14 protein-coding genes and 1 riboswitch are annotated in these 15,853 nt (G+C 66.8%); of the genes, 7 read left to right on the top strand and 7 right to left on the bottom strand.

Translation table 11 applies throughout. From position 1 onward, the window contains the following. Positions 1-221 precede the first annotated feature (221 nt). The 6 genes from C3B78_RS11095 to C3B78_RS11070 form a co-directional block, all read right to left on the bottom strand. Positions 222-3,014 carry an HAD-IC family P-type ATPase gene (locus C3B78_RS11095; RefSeq protein WP_104998124.1) on the bottom strand — a complete coding sequence of 931 codons (2,793 nt, stop codon included), beginning with the start codon at positions 3,012-3,014 and terminating at the stop codon, positions 222-224. Between the two features lie 18 nt (positions 3,015-3,032). Beyond that, a complete protein-coding gene (locus C3B78_RS11090; RefSeq protein WP_234005595.1) occupies positions 3,033-4,022 on the bottom strand; it encodes a polysaccharide deacetylase family protein in 990 nt (329 codons plus the stop codon). A gap of 48 nt (positions 4,023-4,070) precedes the next feature. Beyond that, positions 4,071-4,529: a universal stress protein gene (locus C3B78_RS11085; RefSeq protein WP_104998122.1), complete on the bottom strand. Its 459-nt coding sequence runs from the start codon at positions 4,527-4,529 to the stop codon at positions 4,071-4,073. A 117-nt stretch (positions 4,530-4,646) separates the two neighbouring features. Continuing rightward, on the bottom strand, positions 4,647-4,985 hold the full coding sequence (locus tag C3B78_RS11080) for a hypothetical protein (protein WP_104998121.1): 339 nt from the start codon (positions 4,983-4,985) through the stop codon (positions 4,647-4,649). A 111-nt stretch (positions 4,986-5,096) separates the two neighbouring features. Further along, positions 5,097-6,680 carry a DUF4389 domain-containing protein gene (locus C3B78_RS11075; protein ID WP_104998120.1) on the bottom strand — a complete coding sequence of 528 codons (1,584 nt, stop codon included), beginning with the start codon at positions 6,678-6,680 and terminating at the stop codon, positions 5,097-5,099. A 63-nt stretch (positions 6,681-6,743) separates the two neighbouring features. Then, positions 6,744-7,610 carry a universal stress protein gene (locus C3B78_RS11070; protein WP_104998119.1) on the bottom strand — a complete coding sequence of 289 codons (867 nt, stop codon included), beginning with the start codon at positions 7,608-7,610 and terminating at the stop codon, positions 6,744-6,746. Between the two features lie 194 nt (positions 7,611-7,804). On the opposite strand from C3B78_RS11070, the gene C3B78_RS11065 reads away from it, so the two are divergent. From C3B78_RS11065 to C3B78_RS11045, 6 genes are all read left to right on the top strand, one after another. Then, complete coding sequence (locus tag C3B78_RS11065) at positions 7,805-8,233, top strand: hypothetical protein (RefSeq protein WP_104998118.1); 429 nt, start codon at positions 7,805-7,807, stop codon at positions 8,231-8,233. Positions 8,234-8,357: 124 nt separating this feature from the next. Further along, complete coding sequence (locus C3B78_RS11060; protein ID WP_104998117.1) at positions 8,358-8,615, top strand: SHOCT domain-containing protein; 258 nt, start codon at positions 8,358-8,360, stop codon at positions 8,613-8,615. 36 nt (positions 8,616-8,651) lie between these two features. Continuing rightward, positions 8,652-10,007 carry a phenylacetate--CoA ligase family protein gene (locus C3B78_RS11055; protein WP_104998116.1) on the top strand — a complete coding sequence of 452 codons (1,356 nt, stop codon included), beginning with the start codon at positions 8,652-8,654 and terminating at the stop codon, positions 10,005-10,007. Positions 10,008-10,229: 222 nt separating this feature from the next. Then, entirely contained in the window at positions 10,230-10,412 is a 183-nt protein-coding gene (locus tag C3B78_RS19860) for a hypothetical protein (protein WP_199775237.1), read from the top strand. 67 nt (positions 10,413-10,479) lie between these two features. Next, positions 10,480-11,511, top strand: a complete 1,032-nt coding sequence (locus C3B78_RS11050) for a ribonuclease Z (RefSeq protein WP_104998115.1) — start codon at positions 10,480-10,482, stop codon at positions 11,509-11,511. Beyond that, positions 11,508-12,971 carry a protein adenylyltransferase SelO gene (locus C3B78_RS11045; RefSeq protein WP_104998114.1) on the top strand — a complete coding sequence of 488 codons (1,464 nt, stop codon included), beginning with the start codon at positions 11,508-11,510 and terminating at the stop codon, positions 12,969-12,971. Before C3B78_RS11050 ends, C3B78_RS11045 begins: the two co-directional genes overlap by 4 nt. 144 nt (positions 12,972-13,115) lie before the next feature. Here the strand turns inward: C3B78_RS11045 and C3B78_RS11040 are convergent, their stop codons facing one another. Continuing rightward, the gene (locus C3B78_RS11040; RefSeq protein WP_104998113.1) at positions 13,116-13,949 is read right to left on the bottom strand and encodes a C40 family peptidase; all 834 of its coding nucleotides are present in this window, start codon (positions 13,947-13,949) and stop codon (positions 13,116-13,118) included. 3 nt (positions 13,950-13,952) lie between these two features. After that, positions 13,953-14,123, bottom strand: a riboswitch (cyclic di-AMP (ydaO/yuaA leader). Between the two features lie 380 nt (positions 14,124-14,503). Between C3B78_RS11040 and C3B78_RS11035 the strand changes: the two genes are divergently transcribed. Beyond that, positions 14,504-15,844, top strand: a complete 1,341-nt coding sequence (locus tag C3B78_RS11035; RefSeq protein ID WP_104998112.1) for a transglycosylase — start codon at positions 14,504-14,506, stop codon at positions 15,842-15,844. Positions 15,845-15,853 lie beyond the last annotated feature (9 nt).

The following is a 15,853-nucleotide window of genomic DNA, read 5'->3' as shown; positions in this document are numbered from 1 at the left end:
CCGCAGGGCCATTGGAACTGGTGTTCCGCCGCTGCCGGGCCCACTCTGGGGAAGACACCAGAAGGAGGACTGTGACCGGTGGCTGAGGGACCTGTTGTGGACGGTAGGACTGGACGTCTTCATGGCGGTGGCCACGCCCCTGTGGCAGCCCGGCCAGGTTGTGTGGCTGGTTGCCGCCAGGCACAGCGGGCCCGGCGTTGTCCGCATCGTCGAAACGGCACCTAGAACTCACTGCGCCGGAAGCGCTTTTCCACTGCCACAACCAGGGACGCGAGCAGTGCGATGCCCAGGATGCGCAGCCAGGCTTCTGCCGTGATCGGGGCCGTATGGAAAAGCTCGTTCATCAGCGGCAGGTACGTGATGGCCAGTTGGCCGGCCGCTTGGACCAGGACACCAAGGATGACCCAGCGGTTGCTGAAGAAGCCGATCCGCCAGACTGACCGGGTGAGGGAACGGCAGCTGAACAGGTAGAACAGTTCCACGGCAACAAAAAGGTTGACGGCCGCCGTTCGGGCCTCTGCGAGGGACGCGCCGCCTGCGAGCTCGAGTTCGAAGATCCACCAGGTGCCCGCCACGAGGAGGGTGGAGACCAGCAGGATCCGAAGGATGAGTGTCCAGGTCAGGAGCGGACGGCCGGGGGCCCGGGGCGGGCGGGACATAAGGCCGGGTTCCTTCGGCTCGAAGGCAAGCATCAGCCCCAGGGCCACAGCGGTGGTCATGTTGATCCACAGGATCTGGGTGGGCAGGACGGGGAGCGTTGCCCCGATCAAAATTGCCACCAGGATCACCAGGCCTTCCCCCATGTTCGTGGGCAGGGTCCAGACGATGAACTTGGTCAGGTTGTCGAAGACGTTCCGGCCCTCCTCGACGGCAGCCTCAATGGTGGCAAAGTCGTCGTCGGTGAGGACGATGTCCGAGGCCTCCTTGGCCACTTCCGTCCCGGAGCGGCCCATGGCTATGCCCACGTTCGCCTGCCTCAGGGCCGGTGCGTCGTTGACCCCGTCACCTGTCATGGCGACGACGTTTCCCCGGGACTGCAGGGCGCCGACCAGGCGAAGCTTCTGTTCGGGGGACACCCGCGCGAAGACCGTAGCCCGCTCGACGGCCTCGGGCAGTCCGTCCGCGGGTATCGCGTCAAGTTCAGTCCCGGTCAATGCCTTTCCGTCCGCCCCGTCCGCGGTCAGGCCCACTGCCCTGGCAATGGTGGAGGCTGTTCCCACATGGTCTCCGGTGATCATTTTCACTGCCACGCCCGCCTGGCGGCAGGCCCGCACCGATGCCGCCGCGCCCTCCCGCGGCGGATCGAACATGGCCTGCAGCCCGGTCAGTGTCAGCTGCCCGTGCAGGCTTGACTCGGCCAGGGCGTCCCCGGCAGGAAGGCGCATCATCGCCGTGGCAAGAACCCTCAGGCCGGTGGCGGCGAACCGGTGGGCCTCATCGAGCACCGGCTGCCGGGCCAGCGGAATGGCGCGGCCCTGGTGGTCCATCTGCGCCGCGCACAGCTCCAGCACGCGTTCCACCGCGCCCTTGACCAGCACGATGCCCGAGTCCTTGCCGCTGCCGTCCGGCACGGCGGAGGTGTGGAGGGTTGCCATGTATTGGTGCTCGGAGGCGAAGGGCAGCGTGCCGGTCCGCGGATGCGAGGAAAGGAACTCGCCGGCGTCCACGCCGCCCTTCACCGCCGCCACCACCATGGCCGCCTCCGTGGGGTCCCCCCGGGCCTGCCAGTGCTGTCCCTCCCGGATGATCCTGGCGTCATTGCAGGCGCCTCCCGCCAGGAGGGACCAGTACAGGCCCTCGTCCTGCGCCGCGGCCGTCGTCCGGCCGGCGGCTCCGGCCTCCCGGATGGCGGCCCCGGTGCGAAGGACATGCCCCTCCGGGCCGTAACCGGAGCCTGTCACCTCGTACCGCGCGGACGGTGTCCAAAGCGCACGCACCGTCATCTGGTTTTCCGTGAAGGTGCCGGTCTTGTCCGAGCAGATGACGGTGGTGCTGCCTAATGTCTCAACCACCGGCAAACGCCGTACCACGGCGCGGCGCCGGGCCATGCGGCGGACACCGATGGCAAGGGTTACAGTGACCGCTGCCGGCAGGCCTTCGGGAATCGCCCCCACAGCCAGTGCGACGGCGGCGGTGAACATCTGCGCGGGCTCCTGGCCGCGTGCCACGCCGGCGAGGAAAGCCACGGCGGCCAGGGCAAGGATGGCCACCGTCAGGGTCATGCTGAAGCGTGCCAGTTTTTGGGTCAGCGGTGTGGCCACCGGCTGCACCGCACCCATGAGCCGATGGATCTCGCCGAGTTCTGTTTCGCCGCCGATTGCGACGACGACGCCTGCCCCGCTGCCCGCGGTCACCAGGGTGCCGCTGTAGACCATGTTCCGGCGGTCCGCGACGGGGGTGGTCGGGGGCAGTACTACCTCGTCCTTGGCGACGGCGTCGGATTCTCCCGTCAGTGCTGACTCATCCGCGCGCAGGCCGGACAACCTGACCAGCCGGAGGTCCGCCGGCACTTTGTCGCCGGCTTCGAGCAGGACGAGGTCGCCGGGGACGAGGTCCTCTGAGGGCACCTCCTGCCTCTGCCCGCCCCTGGTCACCACCGCGCGCGTACGGACGAGGGAGTGGAGCGCGTCCAAGGCTGCCTCGGCCCGCACTTCCTGGACGAAGCCGATCGCCGTGTTCACCAGGACGACGGCGAGGATGACGCCCGAGTCCAGGTACTCGCCCAGGGCGAGAGTGACGGCGGCCGCAGCCAGCAGGACGTAAACCAGCGGGTTGTTGAACTGCCGCGCCAGTTTCCGGAGAATTCCCGCTCCCCGTGAGCGCGGCAGGACATTGGCTCCGAACTGTTCCTGCCGGCGGGCCACCTCCGCGGAAGCGAGCCCCCGCACGTGGTCTGTTTCAAGCAGGAGGACCACCTCGTGCAAGGGAAGGCCGTGGTGGGCCCGGTCAAGCGTACCGTTCGCGGCCGGACCGGACTTTCTGCCGCCGGATCCTGGCTGCCGGGCCTTAGCCATGGGTCTGGCCTTCCTTGCCTACGGGGCCAGCAGCGCGTCGAGGGTGACGAAGCCATACCCCGCGGCTCTGATCCGGTCGATGATCTGCGGCAGGGCATCGGCGTCCAGGGTAGTGCCGTCGTTGGGGTTGGAGCCGATGTGCATCAGGACGATTTCGCCCGGCTGCAGCCCCGCCAGTGTGCGGTCGGCAACAATCTGCGTATTAATCCCGCCGCTGGTGCCTTTCCAGCCGAGGGTGTCCACAGTCCACCGGACTGCAACATAGCCCAGGTCGTTGACAGCCGCAATGGTCCGGGCATCGCGTTCCCCGAAGGGAAAGCGGAACAGCGGCGTCGGGTCGGCGCCGGCGGCCAGGATGGCCTGTTCCGCCCCGCGCACCTGCTGGGTAATCTCAGTGCCGGAGAGGCCGATGAAACCGGGATGGGTCATGGAGTGGTTGGCTACCCGGTGCCCGGCGGAAACGATCTGCCCCGCCCCGCCGGGGTTGGCATCCGCCCAGTTCCCGGTCAGGAAGAACGTGGCGGCAACCCCTTTTGCGGACAGGGTGGAGAGGATTTTCGGCAGCCCCGCAGCGTTGGCTCCCGCGTCGAAAGTCAGCGCCACGACCTGCCCGGCGCCAGGGATGACCGTGAGGTCCTGTTTGCGGAGCGAGGCCGGGAACGGCGCTGCGGGCGGAACCGGACCAGGGCTGGCAACTGGTTCGGACGGCGGGGCAGCAGGGACGGGCGGTACGGTTACCGGCGGCTGGACGGGATTTTGGCCGGCCTCGGGTGTCTCCGTCGAGGCGTCCGCAGGCTGTGCCGCCGGGGGAGACCCGCTCGATGCGTCGGGGCTGGGGGTGGGGCTTGACGCTTCCGGGCTTGCGGAGGGGCCCGCAGAGCCTGAGGGCCCTGCCGCCGGCGGGCCACCCGCCGGCGCCGTCAGCAAGAGGGCCAGGACTATGGCGAGGGCCAGCAGGGCGAGGGCGGCTGCCACGGCCGCCACCCGCCGTCGTCCGCCCTGCAGCACTGTTGTCAACGGTCCGTACCTGCTGCGCGCCAGCCCAAGCCGCCCTGCCTAGGACGACGCCGTGCGGTTTTCCGGTGTGTGGACCACCAGCACGGGACAATGGGCATGGGCCACCAGGGCGGAACTGACTGAGCCCAGCAGCAGCCCGCCAAAACCGCCGTGGCCGCGCCTCCCCACCACGACCATGTCCGCGTCGCGGCTGGCGTCGATCAGTGATTCCCGCGGATGGCCGCGGACCAGGGTGGAAATGACGTTCGACGGCGTTTCGTCACCGAAGGCGGTTTTGACGGCCTCAGCCAGGATTTCCCCGGCGCGTTCTTCGAAGCCCTCAATGCCCATCATCACGTAGCCCGTGTAGACCTGCGGATAATCCCAGTAGGCGTTGGCCAGGACCTTCGCCCCGAGGGGTACCGCCAGCCGCTGGGCCTGCCGCAGGGCTTCAATGGAAGCCTCCGATCCGTCGACCCCAACAAGTATCCGTGCGAACGGTGCTCCGGAAGTGTTCATCTCAGCTCCTCACGCGGCCAGTGCTGCCACACTGGCAATCGTGTCCCGGCGGGTTCCCGCAAAGGTAGGGCCGAAAGTCACTGCAGGCGGCGGCGCCGAGGAGTGGGAAGGCCCATGCTAATCAGTGTGCCGGCCCTCTTTCAGCCACAACGTATCGCCCTCGACCCGGTCCAGCTCATCCGATGCGAAGTAGGCGTGACCCGCCAACAAGCCGGACCTGTCTACTTTCACATAGCCGATCCGCAGCAGCCTCTCTGCGGCGTGGTGGGGCAGCCTTGACTCCGCGGCAAACCCATCCACCGACGTATTGACGAGGCCCCCCGTTTCAGGGTCGGTCTGGCCGTCAGAGGTCACAGCCTCCGGATCACCCATTTTCAGGTCCTTGACCTTGCCGACCTTCTTCCCGTCCGACGCTACGACGTGCATTCCTTCGCGTACCTGCTCGATGACCGCCATGGCCTTCTCCCTCTTGTCCGCAACCGCTGATTGCAGAACCAGTTTAGGACGGGCCTGTAGCCAGTCATAGAGGCGAACTTGTAGGCGGTACGACGCTCCCGCAGCATCAAATCAATGCAGGCCATCACCCGAGGGGCGGGCTGCTGCGTGGTACGGCGGTCCCGCCAAGGGCGGCGGTACTTCACGGGCTCCCTGGTCCAACCGGAACGGAGGGTATTCGTCCCGCATCAGGGCCGCGTAGGCCACGACGCGGTAGATCCATCGGTTGATGCCGAGTATCAGGTCGAACAGCGGAGGCTGGTAGCGGCCGGTAAAGAGCAGGGCCACTACTGCAACCAGGACCAGCAGGCCCAGCAGCGACAGGCCTACGCTCCGTTGATAGGTGGTTCCCACATCATCGGTCTCCGCCTGCCAGGTCCAGGTGGGGCCGGAGAAGGCTGCAACGATGAGCAGATGCGGGATGGCGAGGAGCCACGACTTGACCAGGACCAGCCCGCGGGAGAGGCGTTCCGGGTAGTCCACCTCGAAGTCGGCCGGATAATTGGTGCGTGCCAGGGTGAACGGCGGGTAGAGGTCCGTTCCTGCAGCGGCATAAGCATAAAAAGCCACCCTCCAGTTCCAGCGCAGGACGCCCACGTTGAAGTCAAACAGGGACCGGGGATAGCGGCCGGTAAACAGGATCGCGAACCAGGCCACGATCGTGGTCACGACCAACGCAAACCACAGGAAAAACAGCACGACGAAATGCGGGATGGCAAGGAACCACTTGACCAGCCACATTGCCCGCGACAAGGCCGGGTCAAGGTCGCCGAAGAGCCGGGCCGGGTAGGGTGCACGGTCGGCCCGGTCGCCTTGACCGGGCTGTTGCAGGGGCGGGGTTACCGGTGAGCCGGGATTTCCGGGGTCTCCCGCCGTGCCGGGCGCTCCGCCCGCATATCCGGGTGGTGGCGCATATCCGGGGGGCGGCGCATATCCGGGGGATGGCCCGGATGGCGGCGCGGGAGAACCGCCGGAATGCGGTCCTGTGTGCCGGCCAAGCCCGACGGCTCCCAGGATTAGCAAGGGAATCCCGATTGCCAGCGCAACGGCACCTCCCACCAGCAGCCCGGTTGCCGCCGGCCGGATCAGGTCGGAGCGAAAGCCGGCCTGCACTTCGGCATTGATCCCGGGGCTGGCATCGGCGTTCATGATGACGATGGCCCAATTGCCGGCGGCAAGTTCCCACGTGAGATCCTGTTGGCCGGGCCCGGAGGCGGAGGCGCTCCAGAATGTTTGTTCTCCCGGGGGTGCGGGGGTGCTGGTGCCGGGAATGTCGCGGAATTCGGCCCGGAAGGGTCGGCTGTCGACTTTGAGCAGCTCCGAGCGATGGACGCCCGAGAGGTATTGCTCGACGTCGGCCTGCGGGGCGACGCCTATGAAGATTTCCTTGGCGGGGTCCAGGGAAGAGGCACGCAGCCTGAGCGTACCGACGTCGAAAGGAAGACGTGGCGGAACGCCCTCTCCTACCGCATCGAGCCTGGGCGAGGTCAGTGCATGGGATCCAACGGAAAGGCGTTCCGTGCGTGTGGTGAGGTATCCGTCGCCCTGGGCGGATCCAACCACTGATGCCACGGCTCCTGCGGCCAGGACGGCGGCCCCAACGATGGAGATGAGGATCCCGAGGATGAGCATGGCTACTGCAGCGGTCTTTTTCATGATGCCAACCCGGAACGTAGGGAATGGGACAGATTGTGCGGGGGCGCGGGAAGCCGGCACCGCCTAGGTTTTGTTCTTGAGTGCCTGGATCCGGGTAATCACGGTGGGACACGGCAGGTGCTTGAGGACGCCATGGGCTGTGGAACCGAGAAGAAGCCGTTTGATTCCGCTCCTCCCACGGCTGCCCACTACGAGCATTCTGGCCCCGGAAGCAGCATCAACCAACGATTCCACCGGTCCCCTCTCGGTCTCCAGCACCCGGTTCACGCGCAGGCTTGGATAGTCCTCATTGAGCCCTGCCACTGTTTCGGACAGGACGATGCGTTCTTCCTCGGTGAAAAGGTCGGCCAGGCTGGTGGTCAGCAGGCCCGCATCGGTAACACGGTCCGGCGCATTGATGGCATAGACCACAGTGAGGTCGTCCCCCTCCCGGTCAGCCTCGGCGGCGGCGAAGGCCACAGCCTGGGTGGCTTCCTTGGAGCCGTCGACGCCCACCACCACGCCGGACCGGCCCCCGAGCTCCCGGGTACCCACCACGGCAACGGGAACCTTTGAAGAAGCCGCAACCTGCAGCGCCCGGTCTGCAAGGGATCCGCCGTCGAGCCCGGTGCCCGAGCCTACAACCACCATGGATGCTTTGCCGGAGTACTTCGCCAGCGAGCCGCCCACGCTTCCGGTGAGGAGCCGGGTGGTAACGCTGATGGGGAAGGTTCCCCGGATACGTCCGGCGGCAGTCTGCAGGAGCTTGTCGCCCGCCTCCTCGAGAACGCCGATCCACGGATACGGTTCAGCCATCCACCGGTCGTCCACGACGTGGAGGATCACCAGCGGCAGGCCCGAGCGTTCAGCCCGCCGGGCAGCCCAGAGCACAGCCGCCTGGCTCTGCGGGGAGTCGTTGGTGGCCACTGCGATGGGTTTACGGGTTGTCATGGCCGGGCTTCCTGTTTTCTTCTGGGGCGGGGTCCAGTTCAAGACTTGCCCGGTGCCTGCAGGAGGTATAGGGCCAAAGGTCATGGCACATCGTGCCGGGGGAAGTTAGCGCGGCCCCTGTTTCATCAGTACGCTTACTATTGTTCGCTTTACCTGTCCAAGTGACATTGGCTGTTCGAGAGAAAGGCATCACCATGACGGAACAGAACCTCCCCGACGACCTTGAGGTTGTCCAGGATGACGACGTGCTCCTTGATGAGACCCCCGGTGCGGCTGCCTCATTTGAACTTGACCCTGTGAGAGGCGAACCGGACAGCTATCCGGGAGCAGCCGAAAACAATCCGGATCGCTGGCAGGAGGACCCGCTACTCCAGGATGAAGAGGTCTCCGGGGAGGAAGAGGACTTCATCAGCGACCAGGCTTTCCGCGACGGATCAGCCCAGGCACGTAACGCAGCCGATGAATCCCAGGAGGCTCCCATCGCGCCCACTTTGGGTGAAGCCGTGGCCGATGTCGACTTCGGCGAGCATCCGGACGGGCCAGAGGCCGAGGGCAGTGACGACACGGAAAACTTTGGCGGGTCCCCGCTCAGCGAGTTCGAGCCTGACGATCTGGAGCGCTGAGGGGCTGCGGCTGTCCTGACCCGACCAGTCATCCTGGGGACGAAAGACTCTGGCACCGCACATGGGCCGGATGGATCATCGAAAAGGGAGCAGTGGCGGGGCCCCACGAGGGGAGGATGCAGGGATGATGTGGTGGGACGGGAACATGGGAGCCTGGGGCTACATCCTGATGGTGGTGAGTTTCATCCTCTTCTGGGGTGCCATCATCGCCGCCATCGTGGTTTTTGCCCGCTCGATGTCAGGCAGCAACCGCAGGGACGGCGGAGGCCACAGTACTGGCAGTGCGGAGCAGATGCTGGCCGAGCGGTTTGCCCGCGGTGAAATAGACGAGACGGAATACTCGGCCCGCCTCACCGCCCTCCGCCGCGCCCGCGGGGCCTGACCCGCCGCCGAGCCGGCTCTTCCAAGGCCGGATCGCATGGATGCGCGGCTCATAGTCCGGGTGCTCGTTCTTCGGGCTGCCTTAAAGCGACGGGACCAGTGGGGCCCTGCCCGGATTGCCGCTCACCAGCAACGTGCCCTGCAAAGACTCCGGACGGCGGCCTACACCGGGTCCGAGTTCTACCGGCGCCACCATTCAGGGCTCCACGATGCTCCCCTTGCCCAGTTGCCGCCCGTGACCAAGGCACATCTCATGGGCCACTTCGACGAGGTCCTTACTACGCGCGACCTGAGCCTGGCCGACCTGGAACAACGTCTCCGGACCCTCGCGGCCGAGGACGGTGATCCCGGCTTGCCGTGGAGGGGGCGTTGGTGGGCTGCGGCGACAGCCGGGACCGCCGGTCCGCGCGGAACCTTCGTGTGGAGCCGGCCGGAATGGGCACATGTGCTGGCCTCGTATGCCCGCGCCAACGACTGGGCTGGAATAGCGGCCGGCCTCAGCCGGCCGCTTAAAATGGCGCTGGTAAGCTCGCGCGTCCCCACCCACCAGTCCGCCGTGGTTGGCTCTTCGCTGCGTTCGGGGCTTGTTCCCACGCTCCGGCTGGACGTGACCGCACCCATGCAGGAAACGGTGGCGGCGCTGGACGGGTTCCAGCCCCGGGTCCTGGTGGGTTACGCTTCCGCGCTTTTGCCCCTGGCGGCCGAACAGCTGGCCGGGCGCCTGAAAATCTCGCCGCAGGCAGTGATGTCGGCCTCGGAGGTGCTCACCCCGCCCGCTGCCCGGGAATTGGAAAGGGCCTGGGGGAGCGCGCCGTTCGATGTCTACGCCGCCACTGAGACGGCCGGCATCGCTTCACCGTGCGTCTACCGGAACCGGCATGTCTACGAGGACCTGCTCATCGTCGAACCAGTGGACAAGGAGGGGGTTCCGGTACCGCCCGGGTCAATGGGCGCGAAGCTTTTGGTCACGGTCCTGTTCTCGCGGACGTTGCCGCTGATCCGCTACGAACTGTCGGACAGCGTGACGTTGGGGCAGCGCGGTTGCCCCTGTGGCCGCTCGTTCATCCGCATGGAGGATATCGAAGGCAGGTTGGAGGATGTGCTTGAGCTGCCAGGCAAGGCAGGCCTTGTGAGCGTCCACCCCATCGTGTTCCACCACGTCCTGGACCAGGCTGCCGCCGCCGGCTGGCAGGTGGTCCAGGAACCCATGGGACTGCGGGTCCTCGTCGCAGGACTGGCGCCGGGAAGCACAACCTCCGGAATACAGGCCTCGGTGGCCGAAGCCCTCGCAGCTGCCGGCGTCGCGCGAACCCCGGTCTCCGTGTCCGTGGTGGACCAGCTTCAGCGGACACCCTCGGGTAAGGCGCCCTTCGTCCGCCGGCTCAAGCCGTGAGCCGCCGGAACGGACCTGGCCGTTTCCGGCGAGCTGTTCCGTGCTGGCTTCCCTTCCTTACCGGAAGGCAGCCAGCCAGCAGGATGGATTGTGGCTCCTGCGCTGATCACGCCAGATTCCGGGGAACTTCCGCTGTTTCCCCTGAATGCCGCCAAACTACGCTAAAATGATAAGCAGGCTGATGAATATCGGTTGGCAGGATCAATACTGAAGGAGTTTCACATGAACTTGGGAAGCATGATCAGGAATGCCGCTGGACGAGTCTCCGGCAGGACCGGGACCGCCGGAACAACGCGCCGGACCGGACTGAATTCCACAGGCCGGACACCCGGCACGACGGGCGCCGCAGGAGCCCGGACCGGTGGCGTGGCCGGCAAAATCATGGGAATGCTCCGGCGGCGCTAGGCCGTCCCAGCAACCACAAAAGCAGGTCCCGGACTCCTCCGGAGCCTGCTTTTTGGCACCCACCGCCATGCGCGACCTCACCATCCTCGGCACGGCCTCCCAGGTCCCCAGCCGGACCAGGAACCACAACGGCTACCTGCTGCGCTGGGACGGGGAAGGTTTCCTCTTTGATCCGGGCGAGGGAACGCAGCGCCAAATGATCCACGCGGGGGTCCCGGCGAGCCAGATCACCCGTATCTGCCTCACCCACGTCCATGGAGACCATTGTTTCGGGTTGCCGGGGGTGTTGTCGCGGATGGCACTCGACGCCGTGGCGCACCCGGTGCACCTTCACTACCCGGCATCCGGGGAGGACGTGGTGCGCGCCCTCGTATCTGTCAGTTCACCGGGAATCGACCTCAGGCTTCGCCCTCACGGCGGAAGCGGGACGGTGGCCGAAGGCCTGGACGTCCGGCCACTGAAGCACCGCATTGAGACCTACGGCTACCGACTGGTGGAACCGGACGGCCGCACCCTGCTGCCTGAACGCCTTGCCGCAGCAGGAATTTCGGGCCCCGCGATCGGACGCCTGCAACATGAAGGCAGCTTTGCTGGCGTCCGCCTCGATGATGTCAGCATTCCGCGGCCGGGCCAGCGCTTCGCTTTCGTGATGGATACGGCGCCCTGCGAGGGCGCTGAAGAGCTGGCCGACGGCGTCGACCTCCTCGTTGCGGAGTCCACCTTCAGCGATGACGACGGCGGGCTGGCGCGCCAGTACCGCCACCTCACCGCCGGGCAGGCAGGGGAACTGGCTGCGGGGGCAGCCGCCCGAACCCTCGTGCTGACGCACTTCTCCGCACGGTACGGCGAGGACGCCGCGCCGCTGGCGGTCCAGGCCAGGGCCCGCGCGGCGGACACTGTCGTCATTGCCGCGCAGGACCTGCAACGCGTCCCCATGCCTCAGCGGCGCCGGTGGCCGGGGCACGGCGTCACGGCACCTGAACGGTCCACTGCACCTGAACGGTCCGCGATGCCGGGCCATGCCATTCATCGCGCCATGGAGGCCACCGATGAGCTCATCAACGGCCGGACAAGCGACGGCGATAGGGTTAACCCATGACTGCTGCAGCAGAATCAACTGTCGTCTTCGAGGGCCGCTTTGCCCGTGAACTAGCGGAGCTGGCCGTTCCGTGGCAGGCGGAGGAAGCGCCGGATCCTGAGCTTTTGGTACTTAACGACGCACTGGCGAACGAGCTGGGCCTGGCACCCGACTACCTGCGGACGCCGGAAGGCGTGCGCGTCCTACTGGGTAACCACATCCCGCCGGGCGCAACCCCCGTTGCCCAGGCATACGCCGGGCACCAGTTCGGCGGCTACTCACCGCTGCTGGGCGACGGCCGGGCGCTGCTGCTGGGCGAGATTGTTGCCGAGGGCGGACGCTTGCGGGATGTGCACCTGAAGGGTTCCGGCCGAACACCTTTCGCCCGTGCGGGCGACGGCCGGGCCGTCATCGGCCCCATGCTGCGGGAGTACCTGGTGAGTGAGGCCATGCACGCCCTGGGTATTCCCACCACGCGGGCCCTCGCCGTCGTAGCTACCGGGCGGCCGGTGCGCCGGGATGCGATGCTGCCGGGTGCCGTCCTGGCCCGGGTGGCCAGCAGCCACCTTCGCGTGGGCAGCTTCCAGTACGCCCGGGCGACGGAGAATATGGACCTGCTGCGCCGCTTGGCGGACCACGCCATCAGCAGGCACCACCCGGCGGCAGCCCGGTCCGAACACCCCTACCTGGCGTTGTTTGAAGCAGTCGTGGCTGCCCAGGCAGAGCTCGTGGCCAAATGGATGCTGGTGGGCTTCGTGCACGGGGTCATGAACACGGACAATATGACCATCTCCGGGGAAACCATCGACTACGGGCCCTGCGCATTCATGGACGCGTTTGATCCCGCCGCCGTGTATAGCTCCATCGATGTAGGCGGCCGCTACGCCTACGCGAACCAGCCCGTGGTTGCCGAGTGGAACCTGGCCCGGCTCGCTGAGGCCATGCTGCCGCTCTTCAACGAAGACCAGGAGCAGGCTGTCGGCCCCGCCGTGGAGGCACTCGGCACATTCCGCGGCCGGTACAGTGACGCCTGGTTCGGGGGCATGAAGGCCAAGCTCGGTGTGGCGGCCAGCCCGGAACATGACGAAGCGTCGGACCTCGTGGATGGCGTGATCGGCCTGCTGAAGGACGGACCCGTTGACTACACGCAATTCTTCCGGAGCCTTGGCCAGGCCGCCCGGGGCAACTCCGGGCCTGCCCGCGGTATGGTGCTGGACCTCCGGGCTTTCGATGCCTGGGCTGAACGCTGGGCCGCGCTGAAGCCCGACGCTGAACTCATGGACAGCGTGAACCCCGCGTACATTCCCAGGAACCACCTTGTGGAGGAAGCACTGGCTGCGGCTACCGCGGGTGATCTTGACCCGTTTCACCGGCTCCTCGAGGTTGTCAGGTCCCCGTGCCAGGAGCGCCAGGGGCTGGAACGCTACACGGAGGGACCGCCGGAGGACTTCGGCAAATACCGGACCTTCTGCGGCACATAGCTGTCATTCCAGCGGGAACAGGGGAAGCCCGGAGGACCAGGACCGTTGGGAACGTGGAAGGGGCGGCAGCCGGAAAAAACCGGCTGCCGCCCCTTCCGCGGGGTGGGCCCGCCCGCTAAGAGCGGCCTATCCCGTTGCCGCTGGCTAGGCCACGCGGACGAAGGAAGCGCCGCTCAGCCAGCTGATGGAGTGCACGGCAGTCTGGTTGCCGTTCACGCCGCCGCTGACAACCTGGCCGTCACCGGCGTAAACGCCCACGTGGCCGGCGGTGATCACGAGGTCACCGGGAGCAGGGGAGCTCACGGTGGAGCCGTACTGGTAGAACTGGGTGGGAGCCAGGTCGCCCACGGACATGCCAACAGACCGCAAGGCCTTTTCCACCATGGCGGTGCAGTCCTGGATCTGGCCCACCTGGCCATAGGCGTTAGCCAGGATGGCTGCCCCCGTACCCGTGCCGGTGCCGGCGGAGGCGTAGGACAGGTTCATCCCGGTGTTGGCCGGTGCGGTGGCGGCAGCGGTCTGGACAGGTGCCGGTGCCGGCGCGGCGGAGGGAACTGCCGGGGCGTAGCCTGCAGCCGGGATCTGAATCTGGTCGCCCGGGTAGATGACCGCGGAGATCGCCAGGCCGTTGGCAGCCAGGACATCGTTCAGGGCTACGCCGTGGGCGGCCGAGATGGCGCCCAGCGTGTCGCCGGATACAACCGTATGGACGGTGCCCGCGGCCGCGGCGGGGGCTGCAACTGCTGCGGCCGGGGCGGCGGAGGCCTGGACGTTAGCGGTCTCGGTGGTGTCCGGCCCTGTCACACCGGCGTGCGCCGGGGCTCCGACGCCGAAGGCAATGCCGGATGCGGCTGCGACGGCGAGTGCCGGACGGCCCAGGGTCCTGGCCTGGGACTTGGCCGAAACAGCCAGCCCATCCAGGATGATGGAACGGGCCGGAGTTGCGCGGTGACGGGCGGTGGTGGAATTTTTTGACACGGTTGATCGCCTCTCCCATGCCTGCGGGGTGAGCTGTCGGGTTCGGGCTGGAGATGCCCGGCCGGAAGCAACTCCGAACGGAACGGAGGCGCTAGCGACTTAACCCCAAGGCCTCTTGAGAGGCCGTGGAAACTTGGTTCCCCCGTCCCTGCCAGCTGGAAGCGATTGGTTCCCGGATCAGCGGCAGGGCTCGGCAAGCTGAGGGGAATGTCCCGTCTGGGAGGGACACCTGAAGACCATAACCCGCTCCGGCACCAATTGTCACATTTGGGTAACATGCGAGGTTCTCCTCTCGCTTTACGCAAACGATTCGACTCTTTTTCGCCGGGGTGCTGACCTCGGAAGATACCTCCGTCGGGACGGTTGAAGGTGGGAAGCGTCACGAAGTCATAAACGGCGAGGTTTGTGCGGGTGTGCACGGCCTCGATTCGGCCTTGACCATTCCGCCGACAATCAGGCTTTCCGTGTTGAAATTCGAGGGCCTGTTTCTGCTGTATAACGATGCAGGCCCCTCATCCTTAAAGTGAAGGTTGAAGCCGGTAAGCTTCCGAGCTATGGCCCGTTTCGCTGCAAATGTCCGCCACCGCCTGCCCGGGATACTGCTGACCGCTGCCCTCGCCGGCAGTGTGTGGCTGCCTCCGGCCGGGGCGGCCGAAAGCGTTCCGCCTGGCGGCTACCCTTCGTGGGAGGACGTGGAGCGGGCCAAGCTGACCGAGGCCGGCACGGCCAAAGAGATCACGTTGATCGCAGGCCTTTTGGACGGGCTGCAATCGCAGTCGGAGGCCTTGGGCAACGCCGCGGTGGCGTCCGCCGCTGAGTCTGCAGCGGCAGATGCCGCGTTGGCAGCATCCACTGCAAAGGTAGAGTCGCTGGCGGAACGAGCCGGGACGGCCAAGGCCGAACTCATCCGCCACAGGAAGGACATCGGAGCGCTGGCCGCCCAGTCCTACAAAACGGGCGGTACGAACATGGGGTTCTTCGTGGCGTTGGACGCGATCGAGAACAACAACGTCCACGGGCTCAACGTGGTGCACCTGGTGGGCGGCAAAACGGCGGGCCTTGTGGACAAAGCCGCCGCCGCGGGGAAAATCACGGCTTCACTGGCTGATCAGGAGAAATCCGCCCGGACCGAGCGCGAACGGCTGTCCCGCGAGGCGGCGGAAAAGCTTGCAGCGGCCCGATCGGCCCAGGAAGCCATGGCGCGCCAGCTTACGGAAGAACGGCAGCGCAACCGGGAGCTGACCGGGCAGTTGGCGTCCCTGAAGGGCACGACGGCGGCGGTTGAGGGCGAATTCCGGCGTGGACAGGCGGCACTGGCCGCTTATGAAGCAGCGCAGGAGGCGAAACGGGCCGCGGCCGGGGAGGAAGCCCGACGACGTGCGGCCGCAGCGGCAGCGGCGGCAAAGGTGCAGCCCCCTGCTGTTCCCGCCCCCATGCGTCCGGCTCCCGCCGATCCGGCACCTGAGAATCCTCCAGCCGGCAACCCTGTGCCGGCAAATCCTGCTCCGCCTGTCCCCGCCCCGGCGCCTGCCGCACCGCCCAGCCCGCCCGCCGTCGTCGTTCCCTCTGCTCCTGCGGGTGCGGTCAACGATCCTGCCGGTGCCAAGAGCTACGCCTCGGGCAGGCTGGGGGCCTACGGGTGGGGATCGGACCAGTTCCTCTGCCTCGCCCAGCTTTGGACCAAGGAATCGAACTGGCTGACCACGGCCACCAACCCGTATTCCGGTGCCTACGGCATTCCGCAGGCACTTCCGCCGGGCAAGTATTCCAGCGCGGGCAGCGACTGGCTGACCAACTACCGGACGCAGATCGAGTGGGGCCTTGGCTACATCCGTGAGCGGTATGGCTCACCATGCTCGGCATGGAACCACTCCGTGGCCAGGAATTGGTACTGACACCGCGTT

This window comes from Arthrobacter sp. PGP41, assembly GCF_002953935.1.
Lineage (GTDB): Bacteria > Actinomycetota > Actinomycetes > Actinomycetales > Micrococcaceae > Arthrobacter.
Note: the sequence above shows the minus strand (reverse complement) of the source record. Positions and strands in the feature narration are given on the sequence as shown.